A 20284-nucleotide genomic window follows, 5' to 3' on the forward strand; every position below is an offset into this window, starting at 1 on the left:
TACGGATGCTGCTCGCCGGCGGAGGACTCACACCCTGATCCCTACCGGATCGGCGAAGAGCCCGTTTGACCTCGCGACTGATGGTCGACACGGCCCTGCCCAACCCCTTCGCGATGGCGGTGAAGGTATCGCCGCGAGCGAGACCGGTCAGGATCTGCTCACGCTCCTCGATGGTCAGGTGCCCGAGGCGTGGCTCCCACCCGAACGGCTTGGCGTCCAGGTGTCTGCCGGTGCGGACCATGAGGCCGACCATCGGCGCGCTACAGCCGATCTCTCGAGCGATGTCGACTCTTCGCCAGCCCTTGGCACGGAGCCGCAACGCCAACTGCTTCTGCTCGCGACTGAGATGACCGTGCTTGCCCTGCATGCGGACCCTCCTGTGATCGATGGCTGCCTCATCTCACAGGACTCGTTGCGCTGACCGCTTGAATCCGCCATCTCGTTCGCTCGCCGCAACTCGCGGTTCTCCTGCTCGAGCTCCTTGATCCGTCGGGCCTCGCTGGTGCTCACCCCGGGCGCATGCCCGTCATCGATCTCGGCCTGCTTGACCCACTGACGCACCGACTCCACCCCGTAGCCCAGCTGGGTCGCGACCCGATGCACGGTGCCGTGCTCGGTCCCCAGCTCGGCTCTCAGGGTGCGCACCATCCGCACCGCGGCGGCCTTCTCCTCATCCGAGTACCGCCGCGTCTGCGGCTTCCCGGGCGTCTGCTCCGTCGGCATGGCTCCATCCTCGTTTCCAAGGTCACGAGCCTCCAACAAACCCAGGGCGATTCAATGCGTCGCTCTGGTTCCAGCGATGGTGGTGTGAAGTGAAGAGTCGACGACGACCCGCAGCAGCGGTCGTGGCGGCAGTGGTCTTGGCGGCGATGTCCGCCTCTCCGGCGGGAGCAACGGACGACGGTGGGGCGACGGGCAGTCCGTCGGTCCAGCTCGAGGGTGCCGCGACGGACTGGACGGCGATCCGGAGCGGTATCCCGGACAGCGCGGCAGGCTCGGGGTTCTCGGGCGCGCGGTTCGCCGGCCAGTGTGTCGGGGAGGGCGGCGCGGGGTGCCGGGCGGACGACGTCCAGCGTGTCGCCTACGACTTCGGCGACCTGGGCGATCCCGCGGCGCTGGAGGACGGGGTCGTCGTCTCCGCGACGCTCTCCGTCCCGGTGGTCCAGGACCAGGACTGCGGGATCCGGAACGTCTCGGTGCACCGCGTCCCGGCGGTCACCAGCGAGACGACGTGGGCGAACAGCGCCGACCGGTGGCGGTCCGCCCTCGACGACGCCTCGTCCGTCGAGTGCGGCGGTGACCGGCGCATCGAGTTCGACGTGACGAGCGGCGTGCAACGGGCCGCCCGGTCCGGCCAGGCGCTGGCCTTCGGGCTCGCGGGCGACGAGGGCTGCCGTGGCTGCGGGCGCGCGTCGTTCGGCCCGGACGCTCGGCTCACGGTCGAGCTCAGGTCGCCGGACGTCGTCGAGCCGACCGGAGTGCAGGTCTACGGCTCGTCCTGGCCGTGCGCCGTCGGGGAGGACCGGCCCGCCGTGCGCAGCACGACCCCGAAGCTCACCGCACGGCTGTCGAACGACCGGGAGCCATCCCCGACGTCGATGAGCGCCGTCTTCGCGGTGCAGGACCTCGAGTCGGGTGCTGAGCTGTGGCGGTCGGAGCCGACCTTTCCGCTGGGCTCCGGGTCGACCCACACCCGCACCGTGCCGTCCGACGTGCTGGAGCACGGCGGCACCTACGCCTGGACCGCCCAGGCGGTGCTGCCGAGCGGGAACCTCACCGACCCGGTGGGATGCGAGCTCACCGTGGACACGCAGGCACCCGGCGCGGTGACGATCACCCCGGCCGACGGCTACCCGGCCGTGTACGCCGAGGACGTCGAGACCGGCGGCATCGGCGAGACGGGCGGGTTCGTGCTCGCAGCCGATGACGAGACCTCCGTGCACTACTCGTTCGACTCCGACGCGCTGTCCGACCGTGCGGTTCCTGGCGAGGTCGTCGAGTACACGCCGACCGAGCCCGGCGTCCACAGGCTGTATGCGGAGGCCGTGGACGCCGCGGGGAACGTCGGGCCCCAAGTCATGTACCGGTTCGACGTCGCGTACCCCGTCCCGGTGGGCGGCGCCTGGCACTTCGGCGAGTCCGCGGGGCTGCAGACGGCGAGCTCCCTGGAGGACGGCAGGGTGCTCACCCTCGCGAACGAACAGATGTGGACTCCCGGGTTGTTTGCGGACTTCGGCATCGACCCGTCCGACGGCGCTCTTCTGCTCGACGGCGCCGAGGACGTCGCGGCGGCGGACGGACCGGTGATCGACCCGGCAGGGAACCTCACGGTGGCGGCGTTCATGAAGCCGGCCGCCGACGGCATGACCGCCGACGTGATCGCCCAGGGAGGCGACGCGGGCACCGGCTTCGCGCTCGGGACGGTGACGGACGAGTCGTGCACCTCGGCCACCGGCACCTGCTGGTCCTTCGCCGTCGGCGAGGGCGACGGGACGTCCCGCGCGACCGCGGTATCCGACGTCGCCGTGACGCCCGGCGAGTGGATGTTCGTCGCCGGTATCCACAACGCGACGACGGGCGCCGTCGACCTGTGGACCTGTGCGCTCAGCGGCTGGGACGGCCTCCAGATGAGCGGCAGCACCACCGCCGCGCCGCTCGTCGCCGACGTCGGCGGCCGGTTCGCCGTCGGCGGGAGCGAGTGGCAGGGGTCGGTCGACACCGTGCGGGTGCTCGACACGATCCAGACGGAGACCAAGCTGCAGCGCTGGTGCTCCGGCAGCCCCGTGCCGTGACAGGGCGCGCCGCGCGCCGCACCGGACGGGCCCCCGTGACTGGGATCACCCATCCGGGCGGCGCGCGGCGCCGAACCTCTGGTGTCCCGGAGGGTCCGGGACGAACGACGACACCCGGATGAGGAGCGGACGAGATCGACCAGGCGTGCCCGGTACGGCAGACTGTCCGGGTGCCACCTGTGACGCCCGTGCCGGGCTCTGTCGACGCTGCGCTGCAGGCGTGCGCCGGCGCGGACCCGGCCGCGTTCGGGCCGGTCTACGACGCCCTCGCCCCGGTGGCGTACGGCACGTCGCTCGGTGTGCTCCGGGACCCGGACCACGCCGCCGAGGTGGCCCAGGAGGTGATGGTGGAGGTGTGGCAGACCGCAGCCCGGTTCGACCCCGCCCGCGCGTCCGCGCGCACCTGGGTCGCGACCCTCGCCCGCCGTCGCGCGGTGGACCGTGTGCGGGCCGAGCAGGCCCGCCGCGACCGTGACCAGCGCGACGTCGACACGTCGTTCTCCGCGGCGTCGCACGACGTCGTCGCCGAGGACGTCGAGCGACGCCTCGAGGGCGCGGCCGTGCGCCGCTGCCTCGACTCCCTGACGTCCACCCAGCGCGAGGCAGTCGTCCAGGCGTACTACGGCGGCCGCACCTACCGTGAGGTCGCCGAGGGGCTCGGCGCCGCCCTGCCCACCGTCAAGAGCCGCATCCGCGACGGCCTCGGCCGGCTGCGCGACTGCCTGGGGGTGGCCCGTGACTGACGCGAACCAGCCCACGAACCAGGACGCCTGGGAGCTGCTCCCCGCCTACGCGCTCGACGCGGTCGACGACCTCGAGCGCCGCACGGTGGAGCGCCTCCTCGAGGCGGACCCCGAGGCGCGCCGCGCACTGGACGAGTACCGCGACGTCGTCGCGGCATTCGCCGTCGACGCCGCGCCGCCCGCCGCGCTGCGCGACCAGGTGCTCTCCCGTGTGGCCGCGACACCGCAGCAGGCCACACCGCAGCAGGGCACGTGGCAGCAGACGCAGCGGCCGGGCACCGTGCCGGCCGACCGCCGGCACGCGAGCGCCGCGACGGGCAAGGCCCGCCGGCGCTGGGGCCTGGCCGCCGTCGCGGCGGCCGCCGCCGTCGCGGTCGCCGTCCCCACGACCGTCGCGATCCGCGCCACGCAGGAGCAGCAGCTCCTGCAGGAGCGCGTCGACGCCGTCGCCCGGATGATGGCCGACCCGTCCGCCGCGCTCGTGCGCGCCGACGTCGACGGCGGGGGCGAGGCGTCCGTCCTCGTCGCGGGCGACGACTACCTCTTCAGCGCCAGCGACCTGCCCGGCCCCGGCGACGGCCACGACTACCAGCTGTGGGTGGTCGGCGCCGAGGGCGACGTGACCCCCGCCGGCGTGCTGCAGGCCCCCGACGGGTCGGTCGAGCACCTGGTGCAGGACGTCCCGGGCGTCGGCGTGGCCGTCACGGTCGAGCCCGACGGCGGCTCCGAGCAGCCGACCACCGACCCGATCGTCGTCCTCGCCGAGGGCTGACCCTCCACACCGTCGCCCTGCGCGCCCTTGGGGTCCGGTCCGGTCCGGCACCGCGACGAGCACGCGGGCACACGAAAAGGGCCGCCGCACACCCCTCGAGCGCGGCGACCCTTCCCGTCGGACCGGCCGATCACATCGGCGGCATGAGCACCGAGTCGACCAGGTAGACGGTCGCGTTCTGCGTCATGACGCCACCGCAGACGACGTTGGCGTCGTTGACCTTGAGCTCGTCGCCCGAGCCGGTGACCTCGACCGTGTCGCCCTGCACGGTCTCGTGCTCGCCCGCGATGTCGTCCGGCAGGATCTGGCCGGGCACCACGTGGTACGTCAGCACCGTGGTGAGCAGGTCGGCGTCCGTCGACAGGGTGTCGACGGTCTTCTTGTCGACGGCGGCGAACGCGTCGTCGACCGGCGCGAACACGGTGAACTCGTCGCCGTTGAGCGTGTCGACGAGGTTCACGTCCGGGTTGAGCTCGCCGCTCACCGCGGAGGTCAGCGTGGTGAGCATCGGGTTGTTGGAGGCCGCCACGGCGACCGGGTCGGTCGACATGCCGGTGATGGAGCCGGCTCCGTCCGGCACCTCCTCGGCGTATGCCTCGCAGCCGGGGCCGACGAGGTTCGCGGCGGGGTCCATGGACTCCTCCGCCATGTCGTCCGAGGTGTCCTCGGACATGTCGTCCGACTCCTCGGTCGCGGGCGACTCCTCCGACATGGTCTCCTCGTCCGAGCCCGTCTCCGAGCCGGAGTCCGAGGAACAGGCGGCCAGGCCGAACAGGGCCACGGTGGCGACGCCGACGACGGCGGTGCGGGCGCGGGTACGGACGTTCATCGATCTCTCCTCGCGTCGGAGCCCCGCTTCTCCGGGGCGCTTCACCGAGGGTTCGGAGCACCGACGACGGCGGATGGGCCGTCGCGAAAGAATTTCCAAGATCCATCCGCGCGGCCCGCCGGTCCGAACCCGGGGCATGGAAACCCTGGTCCTGATCGGCCTGCTCGGTGGCCTCATCACCGGCATCTCGCCGTGCATCCTGCCGATGCTGCCGGTGATCTTCTTCGCGGGCGGGGTCGAGGGCGCGCGCGGCGCACCCACGGCCGCGGGCGGGTCGGAAGTGCCGCGCCCGGCGCTGCGCTTCGACGGGCCGACGGCGGTGCGCACCGCCGCCGGGGGCGCCGTCGTGACCGGCGTGACGCCCGGGAACACCACGACGGCGGTCCCGCGCCCGGCGCCGAGGTCGCGGGCGCGGTCGTGGCGCCCGTACCTCGTGATCGCCGGGCTGGTGCTGAGCTTCAGCGTCTTCACGCTGCTCGGCTCCCTCCTGCTGACGGCCCTGGGTCTGCCGCAGGACCTGCTGCGCTGGCTCGGCATCGCGCTGCTCACGGCGATCGGGGTCGGGATGATCGTGCCGCGGTTCGAGCAGGTGCTGGAACGGCCGTTCCAGCGCATCGCCGCCCTCGGGTCCCGCACGGGCGCAGCCCGGCAGGACCGCGGCGCGTTCCTGCTGGGGCTCGGCCTCGGCGTGCTGTACGTGCCGTGCGCGGGGCCGGTGCTGGCGGCGATCACCGTCGCCGGTGCCACCGGCAACATCGGCCCTGGCACCGTCGCGCTCACGGTGAGCTTCGCCGTCGGCGCCGCGCTCCCGCTGCTGGTGTTCGCCCTGGCGGGACGCCGGGTGGCCGAGCGGGTGCGCGGGTTCCAGCGGCACCAGCGCGGCATCCGCGTCGCGGGCGGCGCGGTGATGATCCTCCTCGCCGTCGGGCTGGCGTTCGACGTGCCGGCCCAGCTGCAGCGCGCGCTGCCCGACTACACCGGGGCGCTGCAGGAGCGGGTCGACCAGAACGCTGACGTCCAGGATGCCCTCGGCCTGGGCGGCATCGTCACCGACGCCAACCGCGAGCTGTCGAACTGCACCAGCGGGTCGGAGGAGCTGGCGGACTGCGGCACGGCGCCGCCGCTCACGGGCATCACGCAGTGGCTCAACACCCCGGACGACGCGCCGGTGGAGCTGGCGGACCTGCGCGGCAAGGTGGTGCTGATCGACTTCTGGACGTACTCCTGCATCAACTGCCAGCGAGCCCTCCCGCACGTCAACGACTGGTACGACACGTACCAGGACGCGGGTCTCGAGGTGATCGGCGTGCACACCCCGGAGTTCGCGTTCGAGCGGGAGACCCGCAACGTGATCGCGGGCGCCGAGGACCTCGGGGTCGACCACCCGATCGCGCAGGACAACTCGTACTCGACGTGGACCACGTACCGGAACCGCTACTGGCCGGCCGAGTACCTCATCGACGCGGACGGCACCGTGCGCTACCTGAAGTTCGGCGAGGGCGACTACGACGTCACCGAGCAGCACATCCGCGACCTGCTGGTCGCGGCGGACCCCGACGTCGAGCTGCCGCCGCCGTCCGACGTCGACGACACGACCCCCGGCGACGACACCACGCCCGAGACGTACCTCGCCCTCAACAAGGTGTTCAACTACTCCGGGAGGCCGGACTACGGCTCCGGCGAGGCCGAGTACACCCACCCGGACACGCAGCCGGAGGACACTTTCTCGCTCGGCGGCACCTGGGAGGCGGACTTCCAGGGTGCGACGGCGGTCGGCGACGACACCACGCTGCGCCTCGCGTACCGCTCCACGGACGTCTTCACCGTCCTGGGCGGCGAGGGCACCGTCACCGCCCGGGTGCTCGACGAGGACGGCGACGTGCGCGCCGAGCGCGACATCGACGTCGGCGGGAACCCCACCCTGTACGACGTGCTGCGCGGCGACGGGCCCACCGAGGGCGTCGTGGAGCTCGACGTGCCCGCGGGCGTCACCGTCTACACCTTCACGTTCGGGTGATCACGACCAGCCCTCGGCCGCCTGCACCCACGGGCCCGCGCGCACCTCGGCGCCGTCGAGGACGTCCAGCGTCGTGGGGCCATCGGCCCCCGGGCCCGCCGGGTCGGCGGGGACCAGCCGGACGGCGTCGGCGCCCGGCACCGGCGTCACCTCGACGCTCGTCGTGACGTCCGGGTCGTTCGCGGTGGACATGGCCCGCCACTCCAGCGTCGCCCGGGCACGCTCGCCGTCCGGGACGACGACGCGGCCGGGCACGACGCCGGGCGCGGAGGGCGTGAGCGTGACGTCGCGCTGCGGCTCGCCGTCGGCGTTCCGGAAGACGAGGCCGGGCACGCCGTCGAGGGCGCACGGGCGGCCGGAGACGTTCGTCGCGAGCACCGCCAGGTAGCGGCTCCCGGTGGCGGCGTCGGGCGTGCTCAGCGCGAGGTCGAGGTCGCCGCCGGCGCACGCCGGGGCGTCGGCGTCCGCCGGCCAGGCCGCGACGTCGTCGGGCACGGGGACGGTGTGCTCCGCGGGCTCGGGCGGCGCGACGCCGCCCACCCAGCCGTCGAGCAGCGTCGCGTACCCGGGCTCGCTCACGGTGTACGCGACGGGCCGGCCGAGGCCTGCGGCGCGGGCCGGGTCCTCCAGCCAGCGCACCAGGGCGCGCGCGGGCGGCGCGTCGGCGGCCACGTCCAGGCCGACCGAGAGTCGCGGTTCGGCGGAGTCGGCGAGGACGGCGGTCGTCACCGCGTCACGCCCGACGGCGTCGACGGCGAGGCGCACGGCCGCGACGTCCGGCACGCCGCCGTACCCGTCGTACGAGACGGTGCCGTCGGCGGTCCCCACGGACACGGCCAGCTCCTCGTCGGCGGCGAGCCGCGCCAGACCCACCAGTCCGCCCGCGTCCGACGACACCGCGTCCGCCGTCCCGACGCGCGCGGTGCCGCCGCGCCACAGGGTGAACGCGCCGACGACGCGGGTGCTCAGGTCGGCGGCGGGGTCGGTGGGCGTGTCGTCCGCGCCGCCGGAGCTCGGGCCGCGCACCGACACCGGTGGCACCGCCGCACCGCCGAATGCCGTCGGCTCCCCGGCCTCGACCACCACCGAGGCCGTGAGGTCGGTGCCGGGCACGCGGGCGCCGTCGACGAGCGTCGCGGCCCGTTCGGCCGCCCTGCCCGCCGCGCCGGGGGCCAGCGCCTCGTCGAGCCGCACGGTCACGGTCGACCGGGCGGCGTCACCGTCCAGCGGGTCCCGGGCGACCACGGCGTAGTCGGTCGAGACCTCCACGACGCCCGGGAGGTCCGCGACCTCCCGCTCGACGGCGCGCAGCTCGTCGGGCACCGGGTCCCACGGGCGCCACGTCAGCACCGCGGCGGCGCCCGCCGCCACGAGCAGGGCCGCGACCAGCCAGGACGTGCGTCGTCGTGTCACGACCGGAGCCTGCCAGAAGAGAAGCGTGTGCGGGCGCCGTCCTGGGGAGCGGTCCGTGGAGATCCTGCGACGCCGACGCGCGTCAGCGGGCGAAGGCCTCCAGCTCGGTGCGGGGGACCTGTCGGCGGGAGCGGATCAGCTCCTCGACGTCGTCCATGCGCTCCCAGACGTTCACGGCCATCGCCGCGTGCACCGCGCCGTCGCGCAACCAGAACGCCACGAGCTCGCGGGCGTCGGTGGACCCGCTGACGACGAGCTCGTACCCGCCGGCCCGCACGTCGACGAACCCCTTGTACTCCATGCCGACGTCGTACTGGTCGCTGAAGAAGTAGGGGAGGACGTCGTAGGCGGCGTCGTCGCCGAGGAGCGCGTGGCCCGCGTGCGACCCCGTGTCCTGCGCCGTCGCCCAGTGCTCCACCCGCAGCGGGCGCCGGTAGTGGGCGGACGGCACGGACGCGATGTCGCCGGCGGCGAAGACGTCGGGGTGGGACGTGCGCAGGGTCCTGTCGACGGCGACCCCGCCGCCCTCCGCGGCCGCGCGGAGGTCCAGGCCGGCCGCCTCCGCGAGGCCGACGTTCGGCGTCGCGCCGATCCCCACCACGACGACGTCGGCAGGCAGGCGGGTCCCGTCGTGGAGCTCGACGGCGGTGACGCGCCCGTCGTCCCCGACGACGGCGATGACCTCACCGCGGTGCAGGCGGACCCCGTGGTCGGCGTGGACCCGGCCGTACAGCGCGCCCATCTCGGGGCCGAGCACTGGCTCGAGCGGGTGCTCGTCGAGGCCGACGACCGTCACGTCCAGGCCGAGCGTGCGGGCGGACGCCGCGACCTCCATGCCGATCCACCCCGAGCCGACGACGACCACCCGGCCCGCGCCCTCCAGGGACGCCGGCAGCAGCGTCGACGCGAGCAGGTCGGCGTCCTCGACCGTGCGGAGGTAGTGCACGCCGCCGAGGTCGCGGCCGGGGACGTCGAGCGTGCGCGGCGACGACCCCGTGGCGAGCAGCAGCCGCGAGAAGGACAGCTGGTCGCCGTCGGCGAGCGTCGCACGGTGCGCCCCGAGGTCGAGCCCGACGACGGTCGCGGACGTGCGCAGGTCGACCCCGTGGTCGGCGTACCAGTCCTCGTCGAGCGGGAACAGGACGTCACGCTCGGCCTGGCCGCGCAGGTACGCCTTGGACAGCGGTGGCCGTTCGTACGGCTCGCACGGCTCGCTCGTGGCGACGACGAGCCCGACGTCCGGGTCGCGCTCGCGCACCGCCTCGGCGGCGCGCGCCGCGGCGAGCCCGCCGCCGACGACGAGGATCGACTCGGGCGACACGGTACGGGTTGCGGACGACTCCGAAGTCATGGCGGCTCCCGTGGGTTCGTGGCCGGCACGGTGGGGTGCCCCTCCAGTCTGGGGTCGGGGGTACGCGTCCGCACACGCGCGGACGGAAGGGGCGGGTGGAGGCCGCCTCCGACCTTGCGCGTTGCCGCAGCGTGCCTCTACGTGTCCAGGTGACGCGGGTCACTAGCTCGACGGAGAGGCTCGCTCGATTTCAGTCCCCACCGCGCGGCGCTCGCTCGCCATGTCCACCGTGGCCGCGGCCACGCTGGCCATGGCCGGCGTCGCGCACGCCGCCCTACCCAGCGCATCGACCCCTACGACCCCGACCTCGGCCCGAACGTCGTCGACGACGCCTCCATGCCGCAGTCCGAGGTCCAAGCGACGCTCGACGACATCGCCGCCCGGCAGACCGACGCCGAGATGTCCACCGGCCGTTGCGCGGTCCTCTTCGAGCCGGGCAGCTACGGGTGTGCCGCCGACACGCTGCAGGCTCGTCTCGGCTACTGCACCGAGGTCGCCGGGCTCGGTGCGTACCCCGGCGACGTTGACGCCCACGGCGCGCTCGAGGTAGACGACCGCTGCCTGGGCGACGAGGAGAACCCCAACTGCGTCGCGCTGGTCAACCGCTGTCGCACGGTCTCGAACCTGCACCTCACCGTCGACGGCGCCGGACAGGTTGCCGTGCGACGGCGAACTTCTGGGCGGTCTCGCAGGCGGTGTCGAAGCGCGGTTCGACGTGAGCGGCCCCGTGTCCATCATGGACTACTGCACCGCCGGCCCTGCAGTACGCGTCAGGCGGTTACGTCGCCGACTTCGACACAGCGATCACCAACGGATCGCAGCAGCAGTGGCTGACCCGCAACAGCGAGATGCCTCGTGGTCGAACGCCGTGTGGAACCAGGTGTTCTCTCCGGGGTCGTCGGCGCGCCGGGCGACTCCGCCTTTACCTGTTCGTCGACGACGGTCGCTGGAGCGTCCGCGTCCCCGCCGCGGGTACCGACTCCCGGGGTGTGAGCTGGGCCGACGATGCGACCAAGACTCGCACGATCGGCATCGAGGACTTCTTCGTCGCCCGGCCGGGCGACTCGGTCCGAGAGATCAACAGAACCTGGCGCGCGGCAAGCACCTGCTGCTCACTCCAGCCGTCTACGACGTGGCAGACACCATCGAGGTCGAGCGCGCCGACACACTCGTGCTCGGCATCGGGCACGCCACGTCGGCCGCCGTCGACGGTGCGGTCCCGTACCGGGTCGCGGACGCGCCCGGGATCGTCGTCGCCGGGTGTCGATCGACGCAGGCCCCCACCGAGTCACCTGTCCTGCTGCAGGTCGGCAGGGCGAACGGTGCGCACGGTCACCGGGCCGACCCGCGAACCCGACGACACTGTCCGACGTGGCTTCGGAGACGCTCGCGCCCGGGGTGTCGTTGAGAAGTAGCTGACCGTCGTGCGCGAGACCTCTGCGGCGCGCGCGACGTCGGCGCTCGTGGCCGGCCGGGTGGCGTTGATAGTGACCTCCGCGGATGCTGTGGCTCGCACTCCATGTGGATCCGTGGTCCTGCCGCTGCCGGGCTGTCGGGTAGTCGATGCCGGTGGCGCCCCCGATTCGTGACAAGAGCCCCGACCACCCACTCCGCCTGGGACGACAGCAGCGCGATCTCGACAGTGGCACCGTCGCCGCCGGCCGCCAGGTAGAAGTGAGCCTCAGGCTCGAAAGCGAGGAACCCTGGCGCGTGCTCGCACGATTGACCCTGATCGAGTACGAGGCCATCATCACTACTCAGGTCGCACTCGCCGCCTGACAACCGCTGTCGCCTATCCGTGCAGCAGACCCAAGGTGCCCGCGGAAGCCATTGAGGCGAATTGCTCCGCGGGCACCTTCGGCGTCGCGGGGATCAGGAAGGAAGTGTCCACCGCTGGGTCGACAGGCCGTTGCAGTCATAGATCTGCAAGGTGGTCCCGTCGGTGGTGTTGCCCTGGGGGACGTCGAGGCACCGGCCCGACTGTGGGTTGACCAGGGCTCCGTTCGTCTGTGGCGCCCACTGCTGCGCACCGGAACCGTTGCACTCCCAGAGCTGGACGGGAGTCGAATTCGCGGTGCCCTGAGCGTCGACGTCGAGGCATTTGCCCAAGGAGCGGATGGTCCCGTCGGCGGCGATCGACCAGTCCTGGCCTGCCGCGATGCCGCACGTCCAGAGCTGGGCGGCGTTGCCGTCCGCAGCGGTGTTGGTGTCGACGTCGAGGCACTTGCCGGCGAGGCCGGTGATAGGCCCGGTGGGCCCAGGCAGCGCTCCGGTCGCGAAGCGCATCTCGCACTGGTTGCCCTGACCGAGCCATGTCGCTGCGAGGTAGAGATAGTGAGTGCCGTCCTCGAGCGGGACCATCGGCGTCGAGTAGCCCGGGCAGGACGGCACGCCTGCGGCGTAGCCGCCCGTGGGATCGACCGTCACTGGTGTCGATGCCTCGAACCAGTCGCCGGCACCGAGGTTGGTGTTGGCGAACAGGACCGTGCCGGACTCCGCCAGTACGGTCTTGTTCCCTACCGGACCCGAGACAACCCTCTGCCCGGAGACCATCAGTGTCCCGTCAGGCCCGCCGCCGGGCAGCCACGCGATGTACGGCGTGTGCAGCAGCTGGCGATCGTCCGACGTCGCCACCAGGGTGCCGGCATCGCCGACCTGCCCCCAGTCGAGGCCGTCGGTGCTGAACTTCACGTAGACGTCGCAGGCGTGGTCCGGATCGGTGGCGTCGCGGCACAGCTCGTAGCTCATCGCGACCCGCCCATCCGGCAGGTGCGCGAAGGTCTGCATGCCCGGCCGTGCGAGGTCGTCGCCGGGGAACGCGACATCTGCCGTGATCTGGTTTCCCCAGGTGCTTCCGCCATCGGTCGACGTGTAGTGGCCGATGAGCTGGTTGTTGGTGCTTCCGCCTGCCGGGCGTTCGTCCGAGATGAAGCACGCGAGCGTGTCGTCGTCGGCGACGAGGAAGGTCGGCTCCCAGATCCCGTGGCCCCACGTGTCGGGCAGTCCAGACGTCTGAGCGCAGTTCGACAGGAACTGCCAGGTGTCTCCGCCGTCGGTGCTGCGAAAGACCTCGACCTTCTGAGCGCTGTAGTCGCCGACGTTCCATGCGGTGCCGGCGGCCAGCAGGTCTCCAGCGTCCAGCCCGGGGATGTCGCGGGGAACCTCGAAGAGCGTCGGCGCCTCGATGTCCCAGCCTGCGGTGTGGGAGCTGACGGTCGAGATCTGGTTCCAGCTCTGACCGGCGTCGGTGCTGCGGTAGATCGGCATCGTCGTCGGTCCCCCGTGACCGCCCCGTGCGAACGTGGCGAGGAACGTCTGGTCGGACGTCCCGTCGTGCTTGAGCCGAATGGCCCGCGGGTATCCAGCCGTACCGTCGGGGTGCTCGGTGAGGTCGGGTGAGTAGAGGATGTCGCCCGGCTCGTCCGCGGACGCGGGTGTCGTCGGCGCCGCTGCCGCGATTCCGGACATCGCGACGGCCAGTCCCGCGGCCAGAGCCAGCAGGCGCTGTGGTCGGTTCTTCCTTCGGGTTCCCGTCATCGGGCCTCCTTCGTCAGACGCCTGCCGCTTTGCAGACGTTGCAAGGGAGCATTGCACCTGTTTGCGCACGTTGCAAGAAGTGTCGATCCGAGAGTAGGGATGCCTGAGCTCGAATCGTCAGCCGCCCGTGCTCTCCCGGACGATCAACCGGTGCGGGGCCACGACCTCCTCGGCGGCTGCCTCGGGATGCTCGATCCGCCGGGTGAGGAGGCGCACAGCTTCGCGGGCGATCAGGGGCGCGTCGAGTGACACGGTCGTGAGCGAGGGGCGGGAGTAGCGACCCTCGGCGATGTCGTCGACCCCCACGACGGCGACGTCCTGCGGGACGCGCAGGCCGGCGTCGAAGACGGCTCGGACCGCTCCGACGGCCAGCAGGTCGGAGTAGCAGAACACGGCGTCCGGCCGTGGCGTCGACTCGAGCAGTCGGCGCATGGCGGCGTACCCGTCCTCCCTGCTGTAGTGCGCGGCGGGTGTGGAGTGTCGGGGGTCGCGGTCCAGGCCGGCGTCCGCCAGCGCCCGCTCGTACCCGGCGGTGCGCTGGAGCGGGGTTGCGTACTCCTCCAAGGGTTGCGTCCCGATCGCGGCGATCCGGGTGCGGCCCAGGGCGACGAGGTGGCCGACGGCGTCACGGGCGGCTTGAACGTTGTCGATCGCCACATGGTCGTACCGGCCGTCGAACTCGTGCTCGCCCAGGAGGACGAGGGGGCGTTCGGGTGTCGCGCCGTGCATGTCGAGCAGCTCGGACTTCGTCACCAAAGGGCTGAACAGCATGCCGTCGAACAGCATGGACCGGTCGTTGCCGAGCAGGAGTTCCCGCTCGCGGTCGTGGTCGTGGCCGGTCTGGTCGATCATGACGCGGTACCCGACCTCGGACGCGGCCTCGATGACCTCGCGGGCGAGCTCGCTGAAGTACGGCACGTCGATCTCGGGAACGACGAGTGCCAGCATGCCGGTGCGGCCCGTGCGCAGGGTGCGTGCCACCTGGTTCGGCCGGTAGTCCATGTCGCGGATGGCGCGGTTGACGCGCTCGCGCATCTGCGGGCTGACGTGCTCGTACCCGCTGACGACGTTGGAGACGGTGCGTACAGACACCTGGGCGCGTTCGGCGACGTCGCGGAGAGTCACAGCCATGGTCGGATACTACTGTTTGCATCGTGCGCAAACCAGCGCTACGTTTTGCACACGATGCAAACACGAAGGAGTGTTCCGATGCGCTTCCACCGATCACACCGCAGTCGACCGTACGTAGCCGCCGCGGCGGCTGCGGTCGCCTGCCTCGCACTGTCTGCGTGCGGGCCCGACATCACCAGTGCAGACAGTGGCCCCGAGGTCGAGGACACGAACGTCCTGGCCGCGCCCGCGGGCGACCAGCCCGAAGGTGAGATCACCATCTGGGACCGGTCCGGCGACCTCTACGAGGTCTTCGACGACGCGATCGCGGAGTTCAACGAGAAGTATCCCGGGATCACCGTCCACCACGAGGCGGTCGACATCGACGCCAAGCTGCAGAACACGCTGATCACCGGCACCGACGTCCCGGACGGAGTGTTCCTCGACGATGCGAAGGTGCCCGGTTTCACCGATTATCTGTGGGACCTCAGCGACGTCCTGCAGCCGTACGCCGCGGACATCGCGCCGCAGAAGGTCGACGCCAACACCGTCGACGGCGGGATCTACGGCGTGCCGTTCGACCTCAACCCCGGCCTGCTCTACTACAACGCGACAGCCCTCGAGGACGCCGGCATCGATCCGGAGTCCATCGAGACCTACGACGACCTGCTCCAGGCCGCACGTGACTACCAGGAGTTCAAGCCCGGCTCCGGGCCCGTCCACCTCGAGCAGTCCGCGTTCCTCGGCCAGCTCCAGCTCGAGATGTACGCGAGTCAGCTCGGCACCTCGATGGCGGACGCCGACGGCGAGCTCCGGCTCGACAGCCCGGAGTACGAGCAGATCCTGACGTTCCTCGACACGGTGCAGCAGGACGGTCTCGGCACCAGGGCGGAGTACCTGTCTGCGACCGACCTCGGCGAGCTCGAGAACGGCAACCAGGTCTTCTACCCGTGGGCGATCTGGTTCAGCTTCGCGCCCCAGCAGATGCTCCCCGAGACCGGTGGAGACTGGCGAGCCATGCCGCTGCCCGCCTGGAGCGAGGGCGGTGCCCGCAGCGGTGCCATGGGTGGGTCCTCCTTCGTGCTGCCACGCGACGGCGCGAACTCGGACCTCGCCTGGCTGTTCTACGAGTTCCTGATGTACGACGATGCCGGGTACTCGGCAGTCTGGGGACCGACGGAGACGTACCCGACCGGACTGAACACCTCGATCCCGGCCTACACCCCGGCGGCCGACCCGGGTGCCCCGCTGTTCGAGCCGGTCGATGCGCTCGGTGGTCAGGACCTCTGGGAGGTCGCCACGGAGGCCGGCACGCAGATCCCGGGCGGTGCTCCCGCTCCGAACTGGTGGGCCGGCGCCGTCGACTACCTGGGCAACGACCTGCAACGGATGCTGGACGGCGACCTGACGCCTGACGAGGTCCTGGCGCAGTCGACGAAGGCCATCCAGACGAACCTGGTCGACCGTCAATGACGACCACGCTTGAGAGCACCCGTGCGGGACTGCCCACCGAGAGGCGGTCCGGCACGACCCGCACCAGATCGAGACGGCTCGCCCCCTATCTGTTCGTCCTGCCCTTCGTGGCGTTGTTCCTGGCGTTCAGCATCTATCCGCTGTTCTTCACCGCCCGGTTGAGCTTCACGAACTGGCGGGGCACCGGCGCGGCGGAGTGGGTCGGGTGGGACAACTACGCGTACCTGCTGACGAACCCGGCCTTCTGGAGCTCGCTCGGCAACTCGCTCGGGCTGTGGCTCATGATCGTGCCGCTGCAGATGGCGCTCGCCGTCGTCGTCGCCGTGCTCCTGAACTCGGCGACGCTGCGGCTGCGCGGCGTCTACCGGGTGGCCTACATCGTGCCGTTCGTGACACCTCTGGTCGCGGTCGCCCAGATCTGGGTGGTCCTGTTCGATCAGAGCTACGGGGCGGTCAACGCCATCCTCGGTGCGTTCGGGCTGCCGGACATCGGCTGGCTGACGACGAGCACCTGGGCCAAGCCGACGTTGGCTCTCCTGTTCCTGTGGAAGACGACCGGGTTCATCGTCATCATCATGCTTTCCGGGCTGCAGTCGATCGACTCGACCCTCTACGAGGCCGCCGGCCTCGACGGAGCCTCGAAGCGCCGCCAGCTCTGGAGCATCACCGTTCCTCTGCTTCGCCGGACGATCATGTTCGCGGTGGTGCTGCAGACCCTCGCGGTGTTCCAGATGTTCGCCGAGCCGTTCGTCGTCACGCAGGGCGGGCCCTACGGGTCGACGACGACGGCGGGCTACTACCTGTACAACCACATCACGCGCGCCGAGCTCGGCACCGGGGCAGCGAACTCGTTCCTGCTCGTCATCCTCATGCTGGCGATGTCCCTGCTGTTCGTCCGACTCCTGCGCGCGAAGGACTGATCCATGACCGTCGACACCACGGCTACCGCGCGCCGGCCACGCGTGGTCCGGACCCGAGCTCCCAGGCACCTCGGCTCGCACCTGTTCCTCCTGCTGCTGCTCGTGGCGTTCCTGGCACCCGTCGCCTGGGCGCTCGTCTCGGCGTTCAAACCGGCGGCGGACATCGTCAACGCGCCCCTGACGTTCGATCCCTCCCGATTCACGCTGGACAACTACACGGCGATGTTCCAGGACGTGCCGATCGCCAACGGGTTCGTCAACACGGCCGTCGTCCTGGTCGTGAAGGGTTCGTTGACGATGTTCTTCGCGCCCTTGGCGGCGTTCGCCTTCGCGAAGTACGAGTTCCCCGGCAAGAACCTGATCTTCGGTGCGGTCCTGACCACGCTCATGCTGCCCACGATCGTGCTGATCATCCCGTTGCTGCTGGAGATGAAGCTCCTCGGCTGGGTCAACACCTACCAGGCGCTCATCCTGCCCGGAGCGATCGACGCCTTCGCGATCTTCTGGATGCGCCAGGTGATCGCGGCGGTGCCGGACGAGCTCCTCGACGCGGCGCGCGTCGACGGGACGAGCGAGTTCGGGACCTTCTGGCGCATCGTCATCCCCGTCATCCGCCCAGGCCTCGCGGGCCTCGCCGTGCTCACCATCATGAACATCTACAACGACTTCGTCTGGCCCGTCGTGGTGGCCAGCTCCGAACGGATGGCGACCCTCCAGGTCGTCCTGTCCACCCTCGCCCAGAACATCACCGGCAACCGCATCGGGGCGGACTACGCCACCGTGACCGGGGAGCTCCTGGCTGCGAGCTCTGTCGCACTCATCCCGCTGCTCGTGCTCTTCATGGCGTTCCAGCGGCACTTCATCAACGGCATCCTCGCCGGCAGCGTGAAAGGCTGACAATGACCCTCACCCGTCCCTCCGCGGCACCCGCACCGGCCACTCGGACCGACAAGACGATCCCACGCCCGGAGTATCCGCGGCCGGACATGGACCGTTCGCAGCACTGGCTCACACTCAACGGTGTGTGGAGCTTCGAGCACGACGACGTCACTCGTTTGATCACCGTGCCGTTCGCCTGGGAGACGGAGGCGTCCGGTGTCGGACTGCCGTGGCTTGAGCGGGCGACCTACCGCCGCGAGCTCCGTGTCCCGGACTCCTGGGCAGCGCGTCGTATCGTGCTCTGCTTCGGTGCGGTCCACCACCATGCAGTCGTGCGGATCGACGGCGCGACCGTCGGCGAGCACGTCGGTGGCTACGCGTCCTTCGAGCTCGACGTGACCGAGCACGTCAGCCCCGGCATCTCGGTCGAGCTCGAGGTCGTCGTCGCAGCTCCCGCCGACAAGCGCGCTATCCCGCACGGCAAGCAACGGTCCATCCCGCGCGACGACTACGACGGTGTGTCCTTCACACCGACATCGGGCATCTGGCAGCCGGTCTGGCTCGAGGCCCGCGGACGCACGTATGCACGGTCGGTCGTGCTGCGCGGCGACAGCTTGACGGGCATCGACGTGTCGGTCTGCCTGAGCGGTGACACACCGGCCGGGGCACCGGTCAAGGTCGCCCTCGACAGCGGCGAGCACCTGCTGCTCGAAGCAGACGCTGACGGTATCTCTCGCGGACACCTCGTCGTCGACCGGCCGCGGCTGTGGTCGCCCGAGGACCCGCACCTGTACCGGGTGGCCATCCGTGTCGGAGAGGGCGACGGCGTAGACGAGGTCGTGGCCTGTACCGGACTGCGCCGCTTCGAGGCCCGTGGCGAGAAGCTGTACCTGAACGGTGAGCGCTGCTACGTACGCGGCGTCCTCGATCAGGGCTACTGGCCCAGGACGGGGCTGACCGCGCCCGATCAGGAGTCGCTCGTCGCGGACCTGGATCACGCCAGCGCCCTGGGTTACAACCTTGTGCGGAAGCACCTGAAGCTCGAAGAGCCGGCCTGGCTGTACGAGGCGGACCGGCGGGGGATGCTCGTGTGGGCCGAGCCGCCGTGCCCCAGCAGGTTCTCGGCCGAGGCCGCCCGGGGCTTCGAAGACTTGCTTCCGTCGATGGTCGAGCGGGACGGCAACCACCCGAGCATCGTCATCTGGGGCCTCTACAACGAGGAGTGGGGACTCGACTGGGACATCCCCGGAAGTGACGCTCGCGCGGCCGCGGCGGCGGCCGCCTATGACCGCATGCGCGAACTGGATGCCACCCGGCCCATCGTAGAGAACTCGGGCTGGGCGCACGTGCGCACAGATCTCGTCGACTGGCACTACTACGAGCCTGACCTCGCGACCTGGCGGGACGCCGTGGCAGGACTGGCCGCTGGGGACCGCGACGACTTCCCCGTCAGGCTCGGCCCCGACTTCGTGGTCGACAAGTCGCTCTATGGTTCGGCCGACGTGCCGCGCCACGGTTTGCCGATCATCAACAGCGAGTACGGCGAGGGTTTCACGAGTCTAGAGCGTGCATGGCACCTGCGCTGGGAGACGCAGGAGCTGCGTCGCCACGACCGGTTCGCCGGCTATGTCTACACCGAGCTCGCCGACGTCGAGCACGAAGCCGCCGGCCTCCTCGACGCACACCGCCGTCCCAAGGACTGGGGCGGGTGCCGACCGTCCGACGTCAACGCCGAGACGGTGCTGGTATTCGATCTCGTCCCGCTCCGTGCGGGTGCCGATATCGAGCCTCCCTCCGAGCCGATGCCCCTCGACGTGCGCGTGTCGCACCACGGAAGGGGACCCGTCTCGGGGTCGGTGAGTGCCGCGTGGGTACGCCCTGGCGCGCCCATGTCGACGGCCCCGGCAAGGCCGCCTGTCTGCTCGTCGAGGCTTACCGCGGAGCCGTTCATGCTGAGCGCCTCCGTGCGCCTCGACATACCGGCCATCTCAGAACCCGCGCGCCTGTTGCTCTGGTTCACCGACGACGACGGCGAGGTCCGGGCGCAGGCATTCCTCGACGCCGCCCAGGTGGAGCCGCCCAATCGTCGAGGGGCCCGTCCGGGAACATGAGTCCGTGGCGACTGGCGCGCTCGCCACCCCGGTGCGCGCGCCAGTCCGCACCAGGACCTCCACCAATCCCGGTGCGCAACACCGCCACGACCGCCGACGAAGCACTCTGGAACGGTGGGCCGGACGATCACACCGATGACCCCCGGCGAGACGCCGACAGCGGACACAATTCTTGGCCCCGAACTCCGCTGTTCGGCGTCGCTCAGGCCGAGCGGCGAAAGGGCACCTAGTCCGACAAGGCCTCTCTGGGGCGGAGCCAGCGCATATGCGATAGGGGGTTAGCGGTCAAAATGTGTGTCCGCTGACGGGGTATCCGTGCAGGCCACGACAGGAGAAT

General features: G+C 71.1%; 16 protein-coding genes and 1 pseudogene. 9 read left to right on the forward strand and 8 right to left on the reverse strand.

Annotated elements, in window-relative coordinates:
- On the reverse strand, positions 1-367 hold a 367-nt coding region (locus tag EYB28_RS19950), incomplete at its 3' end, for a helix-turn-helix domain-containing protein (protein ID WP_240930794.1).
- Positions 368-435: 68 nt separating this feature from the next.
- Positions 436-723, reverse strand: a pseudogene (locus EYB28_RS19955) (transposase); the annotation flags it as partial.
- A 146-nt stretch (positions 724-869) separates the two neighbouring features.
- Here EYB28_RS19955 and EYB28_RS19960 point away from each other — a divergent pair.
- From EYB28_RS19960 to EYB28_RS19970, 3 genes are all read left to right on the forward strand, one after another.
- On the forward strand, positions 870-2792 hold the full coding sequence (locus tag EYB28_RS19960; protein WP_166853083.1) for a LamG domain-containing protein: 1923 nt from the start codon (positions 870-872) through the stop codon (positions 2790-2792).
- Between the two features lie 170 nt (positions 2793-2962).
- Complete coding sequence (sigK, locus tag EYB28_RS19965; RefSeq protein WP_166853086.1) at positions 2963-3535, forward strand: ECF RNA polymerase sigma factor SigK; 573 nt, start codon at positions 2963-2965, stop codon at positions 3533-3535.
- On the forward strand, positions 3528-4307 hold the full coding sequence (locus EYB28_RS19970; protein WP_166853089.1) for an anti-sigma factor: 780 nt from the start codon (positions 3528-3530) through the stop codon (positions 4305-4307). The genes sigK and EYB28_RS19970 overlap by 8 nt, the downstream gene beginning before the upstream one ends.
- Positions 4308-4437: 130 nt before the next feature.
- Here the strand turns inward: EYB28_RS19970 and EYB28_RS19975 are convergent, their stop codons facing one another.
- On the reverse strand, positions 4438-5136 hold the full coding sequence (locus EYB28_RS19975) for a fasciclin domain-containing protein (protein ID WP_166853092.1): 699 nt from the start codon (positions 5134-5136) through the stop codon (positions 4438-4440).
- A gap of 136 nt (positions 5137-5272) precedes the next feature.
- Between EYB28_RS19975 and EYB28_RS19980 the strand changes: the two genes are divergently transcribed.
- On the forward strand, positions 5273-7153 hold the full coding sequence (locus EYB28_RS19980) for a cytochrome c biogenesis protein DipZ (RefSeq protein ID WP_166853095.1): 1881 nt from the start codon (positions 5273-5275) through the stop codon (positions 7151-7153).
- On the opposite strand, the gene EYB28_RS19985 is transcribed toward EYB28_RS19980, so the two are convergent.
- The 3 genes from EYB28_RS19985 to EYB28_RS19995 form a co-directional block, all read right to left on the reverse strand.
- Complete coding sequence (locus tag EYB28_RS19985; RefSeq protein ID WP_166853098.1) at positions 7154-8566, reverse strand: DUF4232 domain-containing protein; 1413 nt, start codon at positions 8564-8566, stop codon at positions 7154-7156.
- An 82-nt stretch (positions 8567-8648) separates the two neighbouring features.
- Entirely contained in the window at positions 8649-9917 is a 1269-nt protein-coding gene (locus EYB28_RS19990; RefSeq protein WP_240930795.1) for an NAD(P)/FAD-dependent oxidoreductase, read from the reverse strand.
- A 162-nt stretch (positions 9918-10079) separates the two neighbouring features.
- Positions 10080-10655, reverse strand: coding sequence for a hypothetical protein (locus EYB28_RS19995; RefSeq protein ID WP_166853101.1), 576 nt, complete (start codon positions 10653-10655; stop codon positions 10080-10082).
- Positions 10656-11486: 831 nt separating this feature from the next.
- Here EYB28_RS19995 and EYB28_RS20000 point away from each other — a divergent pair.
- A complete protein-coding gene (locus EYB28_RS20000) occupies positions 11487-11696 on the forward strand; it encodes a hypothetical protein (RefSeq protein WP_166853104.1) in 210 nt (69 codons plus the stop codon).
- A 93-nt stretch (positions 11697-11789) separates the two neighbouring features.
- Here the strand turns inward: EYB28_RS20000 and EYB28_RS20005 are convergent, their stop codons facing one another.
- Both EYB28_RS20005 and EYB28_RS20010 read right to left on the reverse strand, forming a co-directional pair.
- Positions 11790-13523 carry a sialidase family protein gene (locus EYB28_RS20005; protein WP_240930796.1) on the reverse strand — a complete coding sequence of 578 codons (1734 nt, stop codon included), beginning with the start codon at positions 13521-13523 and terminating at the stop codon, positions 11790-11792.
- A gap of 48 nt (positions 13524-13571) precedes the next feature.
- The gene (locus tag EYB28_RS20010) at positions 13572-14585 is read right to left on the reverse strand and encodes a LacI family DNA-binding transcriptional regulator (RefSeq protein WP_166853107.1); all 1014 of its coding nucleotides are present in this window, start codon (positions 14583-14585) and stop codon (positions 13572-13574) included.
- A gap of 78 nt (positions 14586-14663) precedes the next feature.
- Between EYB28_RS20010 and EYB28_RS20015 the strand changes: the two genes are divergently transcribed.
- From EYB28_RS20015 to EYB28_RS20030, 4 genes are all read left to right on the forward strand, one after another.
- Positions 14664-16037, forward strand: coding sequence for an ABC transporter substrate-binding protein (locus EYB28_RS20015; RefSeq protein ID WP_166853110.1), 1374 nt, complete (start codon positions 14664-14666; stop codon positions 16035-16037).
- Positions 16034-16957: a carbohydrate ABC transporter permease gene (locus tag EYB28_RS20020; RefSeq protein ID WP_166853113.1), complete on the forward strand. Its 924-nt coding sequence runs from the start codon at positions 16034-16036 to the stop codon at positions 16955-16957. The genes EYB28_RS20015 and EYB28_RS20020 overlap by 4 nt, the downstream gene beginning before the upstream one ends.
- A gap of 3 nt (positions 16958-16960) precedes the next feature.
- Positions 16961-17854, forward strand: coding sequence for a carbohydrate ABC transporter permease (locus EYB28_RS20025; protein WP_166853116.1), 894 nt, complete (start codon positions 16961-16963; stop codon positions 17852-17854).
- 89 nt (positions 17855-17943) lie between these two features.
- Entirely contained in the window at positions 17944-19947 is a 2004-nt protein-coding gene (locus tag EYB28_RS20030) for a glycoside hydrolase family 2 protein (protein WP_240930797.1), read from the forward strand.
- Positions 19948-20284: the final 337 nt, after the last annotated feature.

Origin of the sequence: Isoptericola sp. BMS4, assembly GCF_011634835.1 — a bacterium.
Lineage (GTDB): Bacteria > Actinomycetota > Actinomycetes > Actinomycetales > Cellulomonadaceae > Isoptericola.